The following is a 15,207-nucleotide window of genomic DNA, read 5'->3' as shown; positions in this document are numbered from 1 at the left end:
TATGGGACAGCCTCACCACCAGCCCCTGCATGGTATCACCGTCCTCGATTTCAGCACTCTGTTACCTGGTCCTATGGCGACGCTGCTGCTAGCTGAGGCGGGTGCTGAAGTCATCAAGATCGAGCGCCCTGGCAACGGCGATGAGATGCGCAGTTACACACCCAAATTTGGGAATGATAGCGTCAATTTTGCTCTCCTTAACCGAGCGAAGAAATCGATTGCGATTGACCTCAAATCAGTGACGGAACGCGCACGTCTGGAAGAACTGGTGCGCAGCGCCGACATCATCGTTGAGCAGTTTCGTCCAGGTGTCATGCAACGTCTGGGCCTCGATTATGAAACTGTTTCGCGCATCAATCCGAAGATTATCTATTGCTCTATCACTGGTTACGGCCAGTCCGGTCCTAAAGCACAGATCGCCGCACATGATCTGAACTACGTTGCCGATAGCGGCATGCTGGCGCTGTCGACCGGTGCGGACGGCGCGCCGGTATTGCCGGCAGCGCTAGTGGCTGACATTGCCGGTGGAGCTTATCCGGCAGTGATGAATATTTTGCTGGCGTTGCAAGCGCGCGCGCAGAGCGGTCTCGGATGTCATCTCGATATTGCCATGGCCGACAATTTATTTACCTTTATGTACTGGGGACTTGGTAACGGCTTCAGCGCTGGTGAATGGCCGAAGCGCGGCAAGGAACTGGTGACAGGTGGCTCGGCGCGTTATCAGGTCTACCGGACCAGCGACAATCGTTATCTTGCGGCGGCACCGCTTGAGGATAAATTTTGGACTAATTTTACTGAAATCATCGGGATACCACAGGAGGAACTTGCCGCCGATGATCAGCAAGCTATAGCAAGGGTGGCCGCTGCCATCGCCCAACATTCAGCAGATTACTGGTTAGAGAAATTTAAGGGCAGGGAAGTATGTGTGGGATTAGTAGCCGATCTGGAGGATGCGGTCGCCGATCCACATTTTATCGGACGCGGGCTATTCACGCAGACGCTGGATAGCGGCAAGGGCGATTCAATCCCAGCGCTGCCAGTACCGATATGCAATGTATTTCGACAAACCCAGGCGGCGGGTGCACCTGAGCTGGGACAGAGTAATACAGCGTTAATCGGAGAGCTTTAATAATAAAGCGGTCGTCATCATTATATTTTGAGAGCGCGTGTTAAGCGTAAGCGGCCAGTCGAATGGGTGCGCAGTGGGTAATGATTTTCGCCTTAATAACTCAGTTGCACTAACACCTCCGTATAAGTCGCCCGAGCGGACTACATTCGTCAGGTAAATGTAAAACAGCTTCTACGGATTTACCTGACGCAATTTAGCCAAAATTTATCCAAATCAACTTGCCTGACTGTTGAATAGCGCATCGAATTATTTCAGTGTTTATAAGGGAGTGAACGCGACGTAAACAATCACTTTGTGATGTCGCACATTGGATGATGCAGTGCGGGATACATCGAATGAGGAAATGACCATTGCGCCGTCAAAATTCTAGGCAGATTTTTGTCACCCACCACAAACGCGACGATTTCGTCACCGGTCACGTTAATCTGCTTAGTGTTCGTAGTAATTACATTTGTTCAGTGAAAGGCGGTCGCTCCCGGCGGCAAGGGCAACTAAAATAGAAGTATAATATTTGAAATGAAAATACCAGACATAAGCCCCGCAGGCGTGACGCCGAGTTCCCTGCGCGGCGTACTAATTTTGGGTGCTGATGGAAAAGAACTGGCTGCAGGCGGTATCGCCGCCGAGGGCGAAATGGCCGCTCGTATCGTCCGTGGATGGCATGATGCACGTCGCAATCAGCAACACCTGTTTTCTATAGAGGGCCCGGATGATACTGATGTCGTTGTGATCGTTCTTCCGACTCCTGACGCGACGGTGCTGGTAGCGATGCAGCGCGAGGGTCGTGACGCATTGTTTGAACTGGTCGCCTCCATCGACTTTGGAGGCGACATCCTCGCCCATCTGCTTACGAATCCGTTTGAAGCCCTTACCGTGGTCGACCGGGAAGGTGTGCTGCGCTACATGAACCCGGTGCATGAGCGGTTTTTTGGTCTTAAGGCGGGCAGCGCTGCAGGGCGTCACGTGACCGATGTTATTGAGAATACAAGGCTGCATCACGTCGCCGCAACAGGCAAGGCCGAAATCGGGTTAATTCAGGAAATGCGTGGCGTGGCCCGTGTGGTGACGCGCAATCCGATACGCAACAGCCGGGGAGAAATGGTCGGGGCTATCGGACAGATCATGTTTAAGGGCCCGGAACAACTGCGGGCATTATCGGGTGAACTGGCAAAGGTCAAGTCTGAAGCAGCCTTTTACCGTCGTGAGTTAAGCGATCTGAAGAACCGCAGCTACGGGCTGGATCAGATGGTCGGCGAAAGCCCGGCTATGCAGCGTCTCAAGCAGCAGATCGTGAAAGTCGCACCGATGGATGTCGCTATCCTTTTTACCGGGGAAAGCGGCACCGGCAAGGAACTCGCTGCGCATGCCATCCACAAGCTGAGCTCCCGACGCGATGCCACGATGGTGATGGTCAACGCAGCCGCGCTGCCAGCCACACTGGTCGAGAGCGAACTGTTCGGCTATGAGGCGGGCTCGTTTACGGGTGCAGAGCGCAAAGGCAGAAAAGGTAAGATCGAGCAAGCTGATAACGGCACCTTATTTTTCGACGAGGTGGGCGATATGCCTTCCGAAGTTCAGGTAAAGTTGCTACGCGTTTTGCAGGACGGTTCGTTTCAACGGGTCGGTGGGAACGAGTCGCATCACTCGAACTTTCGGCTGGTCACGGCCAGCAATCGTAACTTCGAGGCGATGATCGCCGATGGTACTTTCCGGTTGGATCTTTTTTACCGTATCGGTGCTGTCACGATTCGGCTTCCGTCATTACGGGAGAGACTTGAAGACATTCCTTTGCTGGCTGAAATGGCGCTTAACCAGTTTACCGAGCGGCACGGACAACGTCCGAAGACACTCTCAGATCAGGCACTGGTATTTTTGAAAGGTCAGCGCTGGCCTGGTAACGTACGCCAGCTGATACATATGGTAGAGCGTGCGGCAATATTTACCGAGTCCGATGTGATCGAGCCTGCCGATTTCGGTCACATTGATTCAGATGCTTCCGAAGTGTCGCAGGCAGCACCTTCAGATACGTTCGAGGATAAAATTGCGCGCGAACCAAAGGCAGACCCGGCAGAGCCCATGCGCGTCAGCCGCGCTGTCGAACAAGTGGAAGAACAACTCATTCGTCAGGCATTGGCGCGCTGCCGTGGTAACAAAAAACAGGTTGCTACTGAACTCGGCATCTCACGCTCCTATCTTTACAAGCGCCTGGCGCAAATGCATGTCCCGGAGTCGGAAGGCTAAACTTATCCCGGGTAGCGATCACCCTCTATCACACGGTTGTGATCGACCCGGAATCTGCTTTACGCCGCTTTATAATAATGCTTCGTAATACCGCCTATAAGTATTCCTTAGCCAAAGCCAGTTCCCCAATTTGATCAACGGTCCCGCTGCGCGAACTTCGCCGTCGTGGATTCCGTAGGCACGGTCGACCAGCCCATCTGTCAGAAACGTTGGGATCGCCCGAAGGTGATACATGCCAGTGACACAACCCAAAGATATAAAACGTGTCTCCACAACGCAATTTCTTATGTCTGCAACGAGGGCAATAGTCCTTCGTTTGTCTTCGGTAAAGACACCCAAACGCTTATTTTGCGATCAGGTCCGGCCCACTCAGGACCGGCTATCGCCAGTCTCCCTTAGCGTGAGACACTAACCATGGTATGGCACAGAGTTTGCTCAAGGAATTTAAGTATCCATGCCTGAGTGAGCAACATAATGTCCACACTACAAAAACAATTACCCATGAATGATCTGCCTTTGAAGTCGACACCAGCGCTTGATCTGCTGGCCGGAGTGAAAGTTCTCGACCTCACCTCATCGGTTGCCGGCCCTTATGCTGGCCAGTTGCTTGCCGATATGGGCGCTACCGTCGTCAAGGTGGAAAAGCCAGGGAAAGGTGATGATGCACGCGCCTGGGGACCTCCTTTTCTACATGGGGAATCACTCTGGTTTATGAGCGTTAATCGGGGCAAACATAGCATTACCCTGGATTTCAGCGTACCGGAAGGACGGGACATTCTGCGCAAACTGGTGGCCGAATGCGACGTCATTCTAATTAATCTGGTCGCGCGGGTACAGCACAAACTAGGTGTGGATGCAGTATCGCTACGCTTGTTGAACCCGGGCCTGATCCATGTTTCAGTGACAGGTTTTGGTCTCCACGGAGCACGTGCGGATATGCCTTGTTATGACCTGATCGCGGAAGGATATTCCGGCGTCATGGATCTCACCGGCGAGCCGGATAGTGCCCCGCAAAAGGTGGGTACTCCCGCAGCGGATTTGCTAGCAGGGCATGATGCTGCAATGGCCGTACTGGCCGCATTGCTGCGTCGCGAGCGGAATGGTGCAGGTTGCGAAATTGACATATCGATGGTGGAAAGCATGTCACGCTTCATAGCGCCGAGGCTGATGCCTTACCTCGGATCTGGCAAACTTACCCGCAGATCTGGCGGCCGCGATAGTGTCATCGCGATCTATCAGGTGTTCGATACGGCCGATGAACCCATCACGCTAGGCTTAGGCAACGACGCGATCTGGAAGCGTTTCTGGGAAGCGGTGGAGAGGCCCGAGGTGGCCCTCCTTCCGGAGTTTGCAAGCAATGCAATGCGTTGTGCGCGGCGCGGAGAAATCGTCGAACTGATAGCAGGGATACTGCTAAGCAAGCCTCGTGCGCAATGGTTAGATTTGCTCACGCGTGCCCGCGTTCCGGCCGGACCACTCAATACGGTAGGCGACGTTGCCAGCGATCCCGCGCTACGCGAGTCGGGTTTCATCTACCAAACTGAAGGAGAAGACGGCCCCATTCCTCAAGTGGGTCTGGGAATCCGATTTGACGGACATTCGGAAGGCACGCAGATGCCGCCGCCCAGACTTGGGGCGCATACTGACCTAATCCTGCGTTCCTGGCTCAATAGCGATAGTACAGAGCTGGAACACCTGCGTACAAAAGGCATTATCTGAGGGGGTGATTTTATGTCGTTCGAGGGCGCCAGCTTTATCCAGGAGACGCCGATCCGCCCACGCATGCTTAAAAAGCCGTCGGTTAGATCAGCGTTAGACTTGTTTTCAGGCGGCGCAATAAGGACCAGTGACATGGACCGGCCTCTCTAGTCGGCTCCTCTATTTATCAGGCACGGTACGCCTGATCCAACGCATTTCAGATACTGAAGAACGACATTTTCGGAGAATACCAGCATGTCACATCTTCTTACCTTGCATGATCCGGCCGCTGCCAGGGAGAACTACCTCGCAGGCGTATGGCAGACGGATACCTTGTATTCTCTGGCGAGCCGCAATGCGACGGAGTGTGGCAACGCTTACGCGCTGCGTGACAGCACGCGCCGGTTGACCTGGCGCGTGCTGGTCGCCTGGGTGGATGCCGTGGCAGCTAATTTGTATGACAGTGGATTGCGACGCGGTGATCGAGTCTCGATCTGGCTACCAAACCGGGTGGAAACAGTAGTCGTGCTGCTGGCCTGTTCGCGCAACGGGTATATTTGCAATCCCTCATTACACCAGAACTACACCGTGGCAGAGATCGTCACGTTGCTGACAAGAATCGAAAGCCGGGCCCTTTTCGCGCAACCCGGATGGGGAGCAGACGCTGCAACCTCGGATATTTTCGCGCAGGCCATCGCACTAAGCGGGATGAAACGGGTCTATGCATTACCGCCGCTACTTGCACCCGATACCGATATGCCACCTGGCGCGTACCACATGCCCTTAACTGGACAACCGTCTCGTATTCCGCTGCCGCTACCGAGTACCCACCCTGATCAGATTGTGTACCTCGCATTTACCAGTGGCACCACCGGAATGCCCAAGGCGGTCATGCACAGCGACAACACTCTGTTGGCTAACGGTCGTGCATTGGTGGCTGACTGGGGACCAACTCATAAGACCATTGTGCTGACCTTAAGTCCGATGAGTCACCACGTCGCCATCGTTGCACTGGAGCAAGCGCTGGTGACGGGATGTGAGCTGGTCATGTACGATCCCCTAGCCGGGATCGCGCCACTCGACTGGATCGAACTCACCCGGACTACCTATGTAATGGGAGTACCGACCCACGCGATCGATTTGTTGCAGGAAGTTGAGCGGCGCGGCGTTACCCGCATTGGCGACGTCGAGGTGTTTTACATGGCAGGATCAAACATCCCGAATAAAACCGCAAGCCGGCTACTATCGCTCGGCGCTAAGCCTCAAAACGTCTATGGCATGACCGAAAACGGCTCGCATCAGTACACCAAACCGACCGACTCTTTTGGCGTAATAACCGGTACTTGCGGCAAAGCGTGTTCCGGCTACGAAATTCGATTATGGCAACCTGACGATCCGGATTTAGAAGCAGTACCTGGTGATATCGGTGAAATTGGCGGCCGCGGAGGCGTTCTGATGTTAGGCTACTTCAGCAATCAGTCGGCAACCGAATCCTCCTTCAATAGCAGCGGCTGGTTCATGAGCGGAGACCTCGGACGCTTCGACAACGAGGGCAATCTGGAAATCATCGGGCGCAAGAAAGACATCATCATACGCGGCGGCTACAATATTTATCCATCCCACATTGAGGATTTTGCGCTTCGGCACGAGAGCGTGAAGAAGGCTGTCGCATTCGGCGTAGCAGATTCCCGACTAGGCGAAAAGGTCTGCCTCGCCATCATCGCTAATGAAAGAGCTCCTGCGGCCGAGGAGATACTGCTGCACCTCGCAGAACAAGGTTTATCCAAGTATGAAATGCCGGAATACTTCATGGTGGTGGAAGAGTTTCCAATGACCCCAAGCGGGAAAATCCTCAAACGTGAATTGACGCAATGGGTGCAAAGCGGTCGTGTGCAACCACAAGCTGTGCGTTACCACGCTCCCTGACCAGGGACAGACTTGTGGTTCCTTAGCAGTCGCCGTGAATTGGTGGTTTGGGAAGCACAAGCTGGCAAGAATTGGGCACGAAAATTAAATTAGACGTGGTTTTATTGATTCTTGGGGATACTTTTGTGCATTACAGGCGTTGATCATAGCTTCGCTGCCCAGTAAAAATATCTGAAACAAAGTTGTACCCAGATTTTGCTGACAGAAGAATTTCAAGGCATCGATACACGGTCGCCATTTTGTACCCTAATTTTTATTCTAGAGCCCTAAAAGACGAAAAGGCCAATCGCAAGATTGGCCTAAGTCTTTGATTCTATTGGTCGGGACGGAGTGATTCGAACACTCGACCCCTTGGACCCCATCCAAGTACGCTACCAGGCTGCGCTACGCCCCGACTAGCCTGTTATTATATCAGGGCAGGGGCAATTTAATCCACGTGGATTATTAAAGTCTCAACTAAATTGCGACGTAGCGTTGTCTTCAATCATCGAATGAAGTTGCCGTCGTCAAGTTAACCTAATTATCTTATGCCAATAAAAATCAGCCAGCATTTTGATGGTGGCGCCATCGTAGTTTTGCGGGCGGAACAGCCTCAACATATTGAGTTGAATATTCGCAGTGACTCGCATGCGGATTTTTGTCAGTGGTTTTATTTTCGATTGCAAGGGGCGCGTGGTGAGGCTTGTGATATTAGCCTGATGAATGCTGGACAGGCTACTTATACTAACGGCTGGAAGGATTATCAGGCGGTTGCCAGTTACGATCGTGAGGCCTGGTTTCGTGTGCCGACCACTTTTGATGGACAGGTTCTTAACATATCGCATACGCCTGAGCACGATAGCGTGTATTACGCTTATTTTGAGCCTTATACATGGGAACGTCATTTGGGATTGTTGGGGCGGGCAGGGCGCTCATCCTTGGTAACGGTTGAAGATTTAGGTTCTACGGTAGACGGTCGCGATTTGAATATGCTAGTGATCGGGAATCCATCTGCGGCGAAAAAAGTATGGGTGATTGCGCGTCAGCATCCAGGTGAAACGATGGCTGAATGGTTTGTTGAAGGGCTGGTTGATGCGTTGCTGGATGGCGCTAATCCCATCGCTACACGGGTTTTGCAGGAGGCGGTATTTTACATCGTCCCGAATATGAATCCGGATGGTTCGGTACGTGGTAATTTGCGGACTAATGCCGCTGGCGCTAACTTGAATCGTGAATGGATGACACCTTCTATTGAGAATAGTCCGGAAGTGTTTTTAGTCAAAAATAAGATTCACGAAATTGGTTGTGATTTGTTTTTAGATGTTCATGGTGATGAGGCATTGCCGTACATCTTTGTTGCGGGTTCTGAGATGCTGGAAGGATTTACGGCAGAACAGGCGATGGAGCAAATTAAATTCATCGCGAACTTTGAAAGTGCTAGCCCGGATTTTCAGAGCAAATATGGCTATGGTGCGGGTAAGTACAATGCCGAGATGTTGGCGCTTGCTTCAAAATATGTTGGCCATACATTTAAATGTTTGTCGTTGACGCTGGAGTTGCCATTTAAGGATAATGCGAATTTGCCCGACGTTACAAATGGTTGGAACGGTGCGCGGAGTGCACGACTTGGCGCCGCAAGTTTACAACCGATTTTGAAGGCGTTTGCTTAAAAAAATTGTCGGCAGATGTAAAAAATGCCGCGTACGTTTTATCGTCGCGGCATTTTTTTTGCAATCGATCTTGTGTCGACTGCACGCGTTTATCTTAGTGAAAATGTGTCGATCCGCTGGGCGGTGCGTCCTCTGGCATTTCAGGGTGTACTAATTCGCCTTCTGGGTCAGCATAAAATGGTGATCCGCAATCGTCACAGAATTCCATCGCAAATAACTCATCGTGGCGTTGTATGTCATTGATGCCGCACTCGCGCAATAACGACAAAATTTGCTCCAACGGCGTTTGGCTTTCTGCGTCGGATTCAGCCTGATCGGTTGGTTCTTCAATGGCCTCTTCCTGGCCGTACAGTGGCCAGACGACGCCGTAGATGATTTCGCTAGTTTGCCCGATAGAAAAACCGATCCTATATTCATCAACTCGGTTGCTTTCAGGTTCTTCGCTAAATCGTCCGATTGTCACATGCAGATCCTTGCTTTCGATTTCTAGCGTAGTGGCAAGGTAATAACTTGCAGCCCGTAAAGAGACCGGACGGATCTGTTTATCGCCTTCACGGCAAGCGACAAAATACGCTTCGGGCAACAATAAATCGATACCGCATCCAGGTAAAAGGCGACTGATATTCGGCGTTACCTGCGCCTGCCAATGTTCGAGTGCGACGGCCTTTTTCATCGCGGTGCTGGCTGTGCCGATGGTGGTAACGCTGGCAGCGCCCGGTTGCCAGCAAAAGAACGCATGCCCGGTCGGGACTACCAGCGTGGCTAGTAAATAGCGGGTGTCGGCTAAAAATGGCGCAGTTTCAGGTGCATTAGGTGGATTGGTAACGATTGTTCCTGTGAGCGCCGCCTGCGTCATACGCTGCATCAATGTGTAGGTGTCAGCGTGGGAGCGCGGCAACTGATCTATGGCGTACAAGGTAGGCATGAGTGCGACGAGGACGCCAGGGGCCAGTATGTGCGCGTGCAAATGGCTAGTCAGTGTGGTGACCATGTCGGGTGGCACGTTTCCGGATGCAATGGAAAATCGGGTCCATGCCAATATTGGCATTGCGACTAAAAGGGTATCGTATTGAATCCCATTTTGCTCAATCACGGACGATTCGCTACAGGCTTCCACTGCATCCATCAAAGCATCATAAGCGTCGGCCTGGTCCGGGAATAATTGTTCTAGTGCGCTGTCGATTGGTTCTTGATGATGGCCCTTCAAGAGTTTATTCAGATGAGTATCGATATCGTGTTCCCAAGCACGTTGTTCCATACGACTAGAGGCAAGTACAAGGGCTTGTGCGAGTTCAGTCAGTCGGTGGCTGTCAGCGGAGAACTTACGAGGTGATTTAGACGGACGGCGCATAGAGGTGTTTGATACTTAGCGTGTTGAATGAGGCAGCAGACTGCCGAATTGAATACTTCTATTGTAGTGGAGTATGCATGCAGGGACGAAAAAAAACGCCGGACCAAGTAAATAGTCCGGCGTTTTTTGCTGTCAGTACGCTTTAAATCCAGCCTACTATACCGAAGCAGGGTTCTTTAGAGTAACAAGTAACCCGGCCAATTTCAGATAATCTAATTCAGATTATTTTAGGCAGCCAATAACTGACGCAACACGAATGGCAGAATACCGCCATGCTTGTAGTAGTCAACTTCGATTGGTGTATCGATGCGTAACAGAACCGTGACTTCCTGGATGTCGCCATTTGCACGATGTATCACAAGTGTTGCATCTTGTTGTGGCTTGATTTCTCCATCGATACCCTTAAGGTCGAAAGTCTCATCGCCTGTAATGCCAAGTGTATCAACGCTGTCGGTACCTAGGAACTGCAATGGCAACACGCCCATGCCGACCAGATTCGAACGGTGAATACGCTCAAACGAACGCGCGAAAACTGCTTTTACGCCTAGTAGTTGTGTACCTTTAGCTGCCCAGTCACGCGACGAACCTGTACCGTATTCTTCGCCAGCGAAGACCATGGTCGGAACGCCATCATGGACGTATTGCATCGCAGCATCGTAAATTGACATCTCTACAGCGGCTGGTTGATGCAGTGTAATGCCGCCTTCAACACGTGAACCGTCTGGCATTGCCGGAATCATCAAATTTTTGATACGCACGTTGGCAAAAGTGCCGCGCATCATGATTTCATGGTTTCCACGACGTGAACCGTAGGAGTTGAAGTCGGCTTTCAAGACACCGTTTTCAGCTAACCATTTACCAGCTGGGCTGGATTCTTTGATCGCACCGGCTGGTGAGATGTGGTCGGTTGTGATGGAGTCGCCGAATACGCCCAATGCCCGCGCGCCAGTGATGCCAGTAGCAGCTGGCTTTGGTTCCATAGTGAAATCTTGGAAGAATGGAGGCTCGGCAATGTACGTCGAAGTTGGCCAGTTATAGACTTCCCCTTGGGCTACGCCCTTGATGCCTTCCCACAACTTGCCAGGTGCGCCTTTGACGTCTGCGTAGTTTGCCTTGAAAGTCTTGGCATTCATCGCAAATTTCATGAGCTTGGCAACTTCTTGCGAAGTCGGCCAGATATCGCCAAGATAGATGTCTTTGGCTTTACCATCTTTGCCTTTGCCACGGCCAACTGGCTCAGTCATCAGATCGCGTGTCATGTTACCGGCAATGGCGTATGCCACGACCAACGGTGGCGATGCCAGAAAGTTGGAGCGAATGTTCGGGTGAATCCGTGCTTCGAAGTTACGGTTGCCGGACAAAATTGCTGACGCAACGACGTCGTTTTTGACAATCGCTTCGTTCATCGCCGGCGTCAAATCACCTGCGTTACCTATACAAGTGGTGCAACCGTATGCGGTGACACCAAAGCCCAGCTTTTCCAGGTACGGAAGCAGACCGGCAGCGGTCAGGTATTCAGTCACAACACGTGAACCAGGTGCTAGCGAGGTCTTGATGTGCGGTGAGACTTTGAGACCCGCTTCAACTGCTTTTTTAGCCAGCAGACCAGCCGCCAGCATGACGCTTGGGTTAGATGTGTTAGTACATGAAGTAATCGCGGCGATCAATACATCGCCGTTCATCAGGCCGACGCCGTCGGTGTTGACGTATTTAGCGTCAAGATCTTCTGCTTTTTTGTTGAATCCACTTTCTGCAGCAGACTTACTGAATAGTTCAGCGAAGTTATTTTTTACATTGCCAATTTCGATACGATCTTGTGGACGTTTCGGACCCGCCAATGATGGTGCAACTGTTCTCAAATCAAGTTCGATGACAGTGGTGTAATCGATGTCGCCTTCTTTTGGAATGCCGAACAATTTTTGCGCGCGGAAATAGCCTTCGAAAGCTGAGATTTCTGCCTTGCTGCGGCCAGTGCCCTTGAAGTAGTCAAGCGTTGCTTCGTCGACTGGGAAGAAACCCATCGTTGCGCCATATTCTGGTGCCATGTTGGCGATAGTTGCGCGATCAGTCAGGCTGAGGGACGCTGTGCCTTCGCCGAAGAACTCAACAAATTTGCCAACAACTTTTGCTTTACGCAGTAGTTCTGTGATGGTCAGGACCAAGTCAGTCGCAGTACAACCTTCGCGCAATTGGCCGACCAGATTGACGCCGACGACATCTGGTGTCAGGAAATATACTGGCTGACCGAGCATACCGGCTTCTGCTTCAATACCGCCAACGCCCCAGCCGACTACGCCGATACCGTTAATCATGGTGGTGTGGGAATCAGTACCGACTAATGTATCTGGATAAAATACGTCACCCTTTTTATGCACACCGCGTGCTAGATATTCCAGGTTAACCTGGTGGACGATACCAAAACCTGGAGGAACGACGCCGAACGTATCAAAGGCTTGCATGCCCCATTTCATGAACTGGTAGCGCTCATTATTGCGCTGGAATTCCAGTTTCATATTGAGGTCGAGTGCTTTCTTTTCGCGGAAATGATCGATCTGTACGGAATGGTCAACGACCAGATCAACCGGCACCAACGGCTCAATATTCTTCGGGTCTTTACCGAGTTGTGCGGCAACGTTACGCATAGCAGCCAAGTCAGCCAGCAGCGGGACGCCGGTGAAATCTTGCAGTACAACACGAGAGACGACGAACGGAATTTCTTCTGTACGCGCGCCAGTTGCGTTCCACGCAGCTAATTGGCGGACATGTTCTTCCGTTACTTTCTTGCCGTCGCAATTACGCAGCACTGATTCCAGCACGATACGGATGGAGACCGGAAGGCGTGAAATGTTGATGCCAAGTTTCTTTTCAAGTGCAGGCAAGGAATAAAATTTGCCTTTCTTGGTATCGGAAATTTTAAATTCCTTGAGGGTGTTCAACGTGTTGCGTGACATGGTTTCTCCTTGATTTACAATCTGAGTAAAACGGTACTTGGTACTTAGCTTAAGTTGCTTTTTGGGACGGTTTGAATAGGTAATTGACATCGATTTTTAACGCAAAATTTATTGTACTGCGCGTCAAAAACGTCAACTTCTTACACACATATTTTTTCACTTTCAAAAATACCAAAAAGATACTTTGAATGCTGCTGTACCACTTACAAAATGATAGGACAATGTAATAGGACAAGAGCGCGACACAACCATGGCTGCTCTTCATGAGTTAGCCATGATGATCGTCGTAGCCCGGTATGCGGGTGTATTACTGCATTTTAATTCTATTAACCGTGCACTGGCTCAGCTATTAGGTTAGCCGCCGGTGCTGCCGCAGGAGCCACATTTTGCTCCGGCGATTTACATTCGTTGGCCAATTGCTGTCCTTTTTTAGAATCGAGCAGCATGCCTTTTGCCGGAATGCCGATCCATACCAAGCCATATTTGTGATTTTCAAATCGGTCTGCACCAGTCGTCGTCGCTACATTGGTTAGACGATGCAGGGTTTTTCCCCAACGTAATGCAATGTGTTTGGGGTCTGCGGCGTTGCGATAAATGGTTAATTTATTTCCCAGTTCGCAGTTGTATTCGACCGCCACGGCGACTTTGATATCGGGAGTGCCTTCATCTTCACCGTCGTCCACTTCTGCTGCAGGGATGGCTTTCTTGCCGGTATTTTTCTTGGCAACTTTTTTCTTCACTACTTTTTTCGTTGCTGCTGGTTGACCTGTAGTGGTTTGTGCGATGGATGTTAATGGTGCCGTTATCATCAAGCTAGCGCACAGCAAGCTAAGAATAGAGAGAGTTTTTTTCATATTGTCTGAACTGTTGGTTGGGCAGTTATTAATTACATCAATGGGCGCGCTACAATATTAGTAAGCTAAAAAAAGTGCAATGTTTAATTCGTAAATAAACTATTAGCAAGCGGCGGCAGTACTACGCCATTGTTTTTCGCTCGCTGTAAAACGGTCCAATAATACCGATAGCTGGCACGATCATGCAATGTGCCGAGATGCTGGATTGGACCCCAATCCGCCTTTTGGGCGGCAAGTAAAATGTGAGTCGCGTCGCTCACTTCTGACTCGGTTGGAGAAAATGCGCCCAAAATGAAGCGTATTTGCTGCGGATGGATACTCCACATCCGCGTGTAACCGAATGCCATTCTGGCGCGATGGGCATCGTCTGCGACGACTGCGCTGTCGTGTATCTCTGTCGTGACGTTATGCGAAGGGGTTTTGCCGTGTGCATGACAGGCGGCAGATATCTCAAGCTTGGCGCGCGTCACCAAAGCGTGGGTGAACTGACCCGGTGAACGCATAGCAGCGCCGGGAATTGCGCCGTAATGGGATGAAACAAAATCCATAATTCCAAACGACAGCGACTCAACCTGGGGAAGGGCAGCGATCGCTGCGACATCGGCAAGCGCGCCGTGAGTTTCAATCAGAACATGGACTGGTAAAGTCTCGCGGCCAGCGCGTTGACTATGGTGATTGATCAGATCGATAGCGGTGCTGACATCGGCAAGGCTTTCCACCTTGGGGACCATCAGGTAGGCAAGAGTCGCCGCTTTCCGGCAAATAATCTCTACATCTTGCTCGAAAAAACTACTGCTGATGTCATGGACGCGCGCACCGATACGGTTAAACCGATTGTCGGCACTCGCAATAACCTCTGATACCAATCGTGCATGAGCAGCCTCATTACCGGCAGCCGCACCATCTTCGCAATCGAACGTAATATCAAATACCGGGCCTAGGTCGTGTTGAAGCGAGACCGATTTGCGCATGAGCTTTTCTGAACCGGCGTAATGGTCACACGCCGGCAATAAGACCGGTGGATGTTTGCCTAGGAATAAAACCTCGGTAGGATTCATACGACTTAGCTTGACTTAAATGAACTCAATTAGGGGTATTGCCAGCGAGTTGCAATAACGATGCGATAATTTTTAACAGCGATCAAATTGCTATTTATTTAAAACATCATACGGCTACTAACAACTAAATATAACTAACTATTTATGATAATTACTACAGATGGTTCTTATTTCTCAAGTTAATTCTTGGTTCTTGGTTCTTGGTTCTTTTATTCTTATTACAGTAAACAATTTCTGTGTATCAAACTATGTGTATCAATGCGCTTGAAACAACTGACGAAGGCAAATCTGAAAAATGTTGCCCGCATCAGTTTTGCAGCATGCGACCGGTTAAAGATCGCACGTTTTAA

9 protein-coding genes and 1 tRNA gene are annotated in these 15,207 nt (G+C 50.8%); 5 read left to right on the top strand and 5 right to left on the bottom strand.

Features of this window, described 5'->3' with window-relative positions:
- Window position 1 precedes the first annotated feature (1 nt).
- The 4 genes from RGU75_RS19585 to RGU75_RS19570 all read left to right on the top strand — a co-directional run bounded on the left by RGU75_RS19585 (window position 2) and on the right by RGU75_RS19570 (window position 6,994).
- Window positions 2–1,129 carry a CaiB/BaiF CoA-transferase family protein gene (locus RGU75_RS19585; RefSeq protein WP_322238816.1) on the top strand — a complete coding sequence of 376 codons (1,128 nt, stop codon included), beginning with the start codon at window positions 2–4 and terminating at the stop codon, window positions 1,127–1,129.
- A 516-nt stretch (window positions 1,130–1,645) separates the two neighbouring features.
- Entirely contained in the window at window positions 1,646–3,370 is a 1,725-nt protein-coding gene (locus RGU75_RS19580) for a sigma-54 interaction domain-containing protein (protein ID WP_322238814.1), read from the top strand.
- A 474-nt stretch (window positions 3,371–3,844) separates the two neighbouring features.
- Entirely contained in the window at window positions 3,845–5,089 is a 1,245-nt protein-coding gene (locus RGU75_RS19575) for a CoA transferase (RefSeq protein ID WP_322238811.1), read from the top strand.
- A gap of 234 nt (window positions 5,090–5,323) precedes the next feature.
- Window positions 5,324–6,994 (top strand): class I adenylate-forming enzyme family protein, encoded by a 1,671-nt coding sequence (locus tag RGU75_RS19570; RefSeq protein WP_322238809.1) that lies wholly within the window; start codon window positions 5,324–5,326, stop codon window positions 6,992–6,994.
- Between the two features lie 317 nt (window positions 6,995–7,311).
- Here RGU75_RS19570 and RGU75_RS19565 read toward each other — a convergent pair.
- Window positions 7,312–7,388: transfer RNA gene (locus RGU75_RS19565), tRNA-Pro, on the bottom strand.
- 133 nt (window positions 7,389–7,521) lie between these two features.
- Here RGU75_RS19565 and RGU75_RS19560 point away from each other — a divergent pair.
- The gene (locus RGU75_RS19560) at window positions 7,522–8,643 is read left to right on the top strand and encodes a M14-type cytosolic carboxypeptidase (protein WP_322238807.1); all 1,122 of its coding nucleotides are present in this window, start codon (window positions 7,522–7,524) and stop codon (window positions 8,641–8,643) included.
- A gap of 94 nt (window positions 8,644–8,737) precedes the next feature.
- Here the strand turns inward: RGU75_RS19560 and RGU75_RS19555 are convergent, their stop codons facing one another.
- From RGU75_RS19555 to RGU75_RS19540, 4 genes are all read right to left on the bottom strand, one after another.
- Window positions 8,738–9,994 (bottom strand): DUF2863 family protein, encoded by a 1,257-nt coding sequence (locus RGU75_RS19555; protein ID WP_322238805.1) that lies wholly within the window; start codon window positions 9,992–9,994, stop codon window positions 8,738–8,740.
- Window positions 9,995–10,221: 227 nt separating this feature from the next.
- Entirely contained in the window at window positions 10,222–12,945 is a 2,724-nt protein-coding gene (gene acnA, locus RGU75_RS19550; protein ID WP_322238803.1) for an aconitate hydratase AcnA, read from the bottom strand.
- 326 nt (window positions 12,946–13,271) lie between these two features.
- Window positions 13,272–13,799 (bottom strand): hypothetical protein, encoded by a 528-nt coding sequence (locus RGU75_RS19545; protein ID WP_322238801.1) that lies wholly within the window; start codon window positions 13,797–13,799, stop codon window positions 13,272–13,274.
- Window positions 13,800–13,882: 83 nt separating this feature from the next.
- Window positions 13,883–14,857 carry an HpcH/HpaI aldolase/citrate lyase family protein gene (locus tag RGU75_RS19540; protein ID WP_322238799.1) on the bottom strand — a complete coding sequence of 325 codons (975 nt, stop codon included), beginning with the start codon at window positions 14,855–14,857 and terminating at the stop codon, window positions 13,883–13,885.
- Window positions 14,858–15,207: the final 350 nt, after the last annotated feature.

This window comes from Glaciimonas sp. CA11.2 (assembly GCF_034314045.1).
GTDB lineage: Bacteria > Pseudomonadota > Gammaproteobacteria > Burkholderiales > Burkholderiaceae_D > Glaciimonas.
This window is presented reverse-complemented; position numbering and strand designations above follow the sequence as displayed.

What these genes read in the sequence shown, in the direction of transcription:
- RGU75_RS19570 (WP_322238809.1), top strand. Translation starts at nt 5,324, where the DNA reads ATGTCACATCTTCTTACCTTGCATGATCCGGCCGCTGCCAGGGAGAAC.
- acnA (WP_322238803.1), bottom strand. Translation starts at nt 12,945, where the DNA reads ATGTCACGCAACACGTTGAACACCCTCAAGGAATTTAAAATTTCCGAT.
- RGU75_RS19575 (WP_322238811.1), top strand. Translation starts at nt 3,845, where the DNA reads ATGTCCACACTACAAAAACAATTACCCATGAATGATCTGCCTTTGAAG.
- RGU75_RS19560 (WP_322238807.1), top strand. Translation starts at nt 7,522, where the DNA reads ATGCCAATAAAAATCAGCCAGCATTTTGATGGTGGCGCCATCGTAGTT.
- RGU75_RS19540 (WP_322238799.1), bottom strand. Translation starts at nt 14,857, where the DNA reads ATGAATCCTACCGAGGTTTTATTCCTAGGCAAACATCCACCGGTCTTA.
- RGU75_RS19545 (WP_322238801.1), bottom strand. Translation starts at nt 13,799, where the DNA reads ATGAAAAAAACTCTCTCTATTCTTAGCTTGCTGTGCGCTAGCTTGATG.
- RGU75_RS19585 (WP_322238816.1), top strand. Translation starts at nt 2, where the DNA reads ATGGGACAGCCTCACCACCAGCCCCTGCATGGTATCACCGTCCTCGAT.
- RGU75_RS19555 (WP_322238805.1), bottom strand. Translation starts at nt 9,994, where the DNA reads ATGCGCCGTCCGTCTAAATCACCTCGTAAGTTCTCCGCTGACAGCCAC.
- RGU75_RS19580 (WP_322238814.1), top strand. Translation starts at nt 1,646, where the DNA reads ATGAAAATACCAGACATAAGCCCCGCAGGCGTGACGCCGAGTTCCCTG.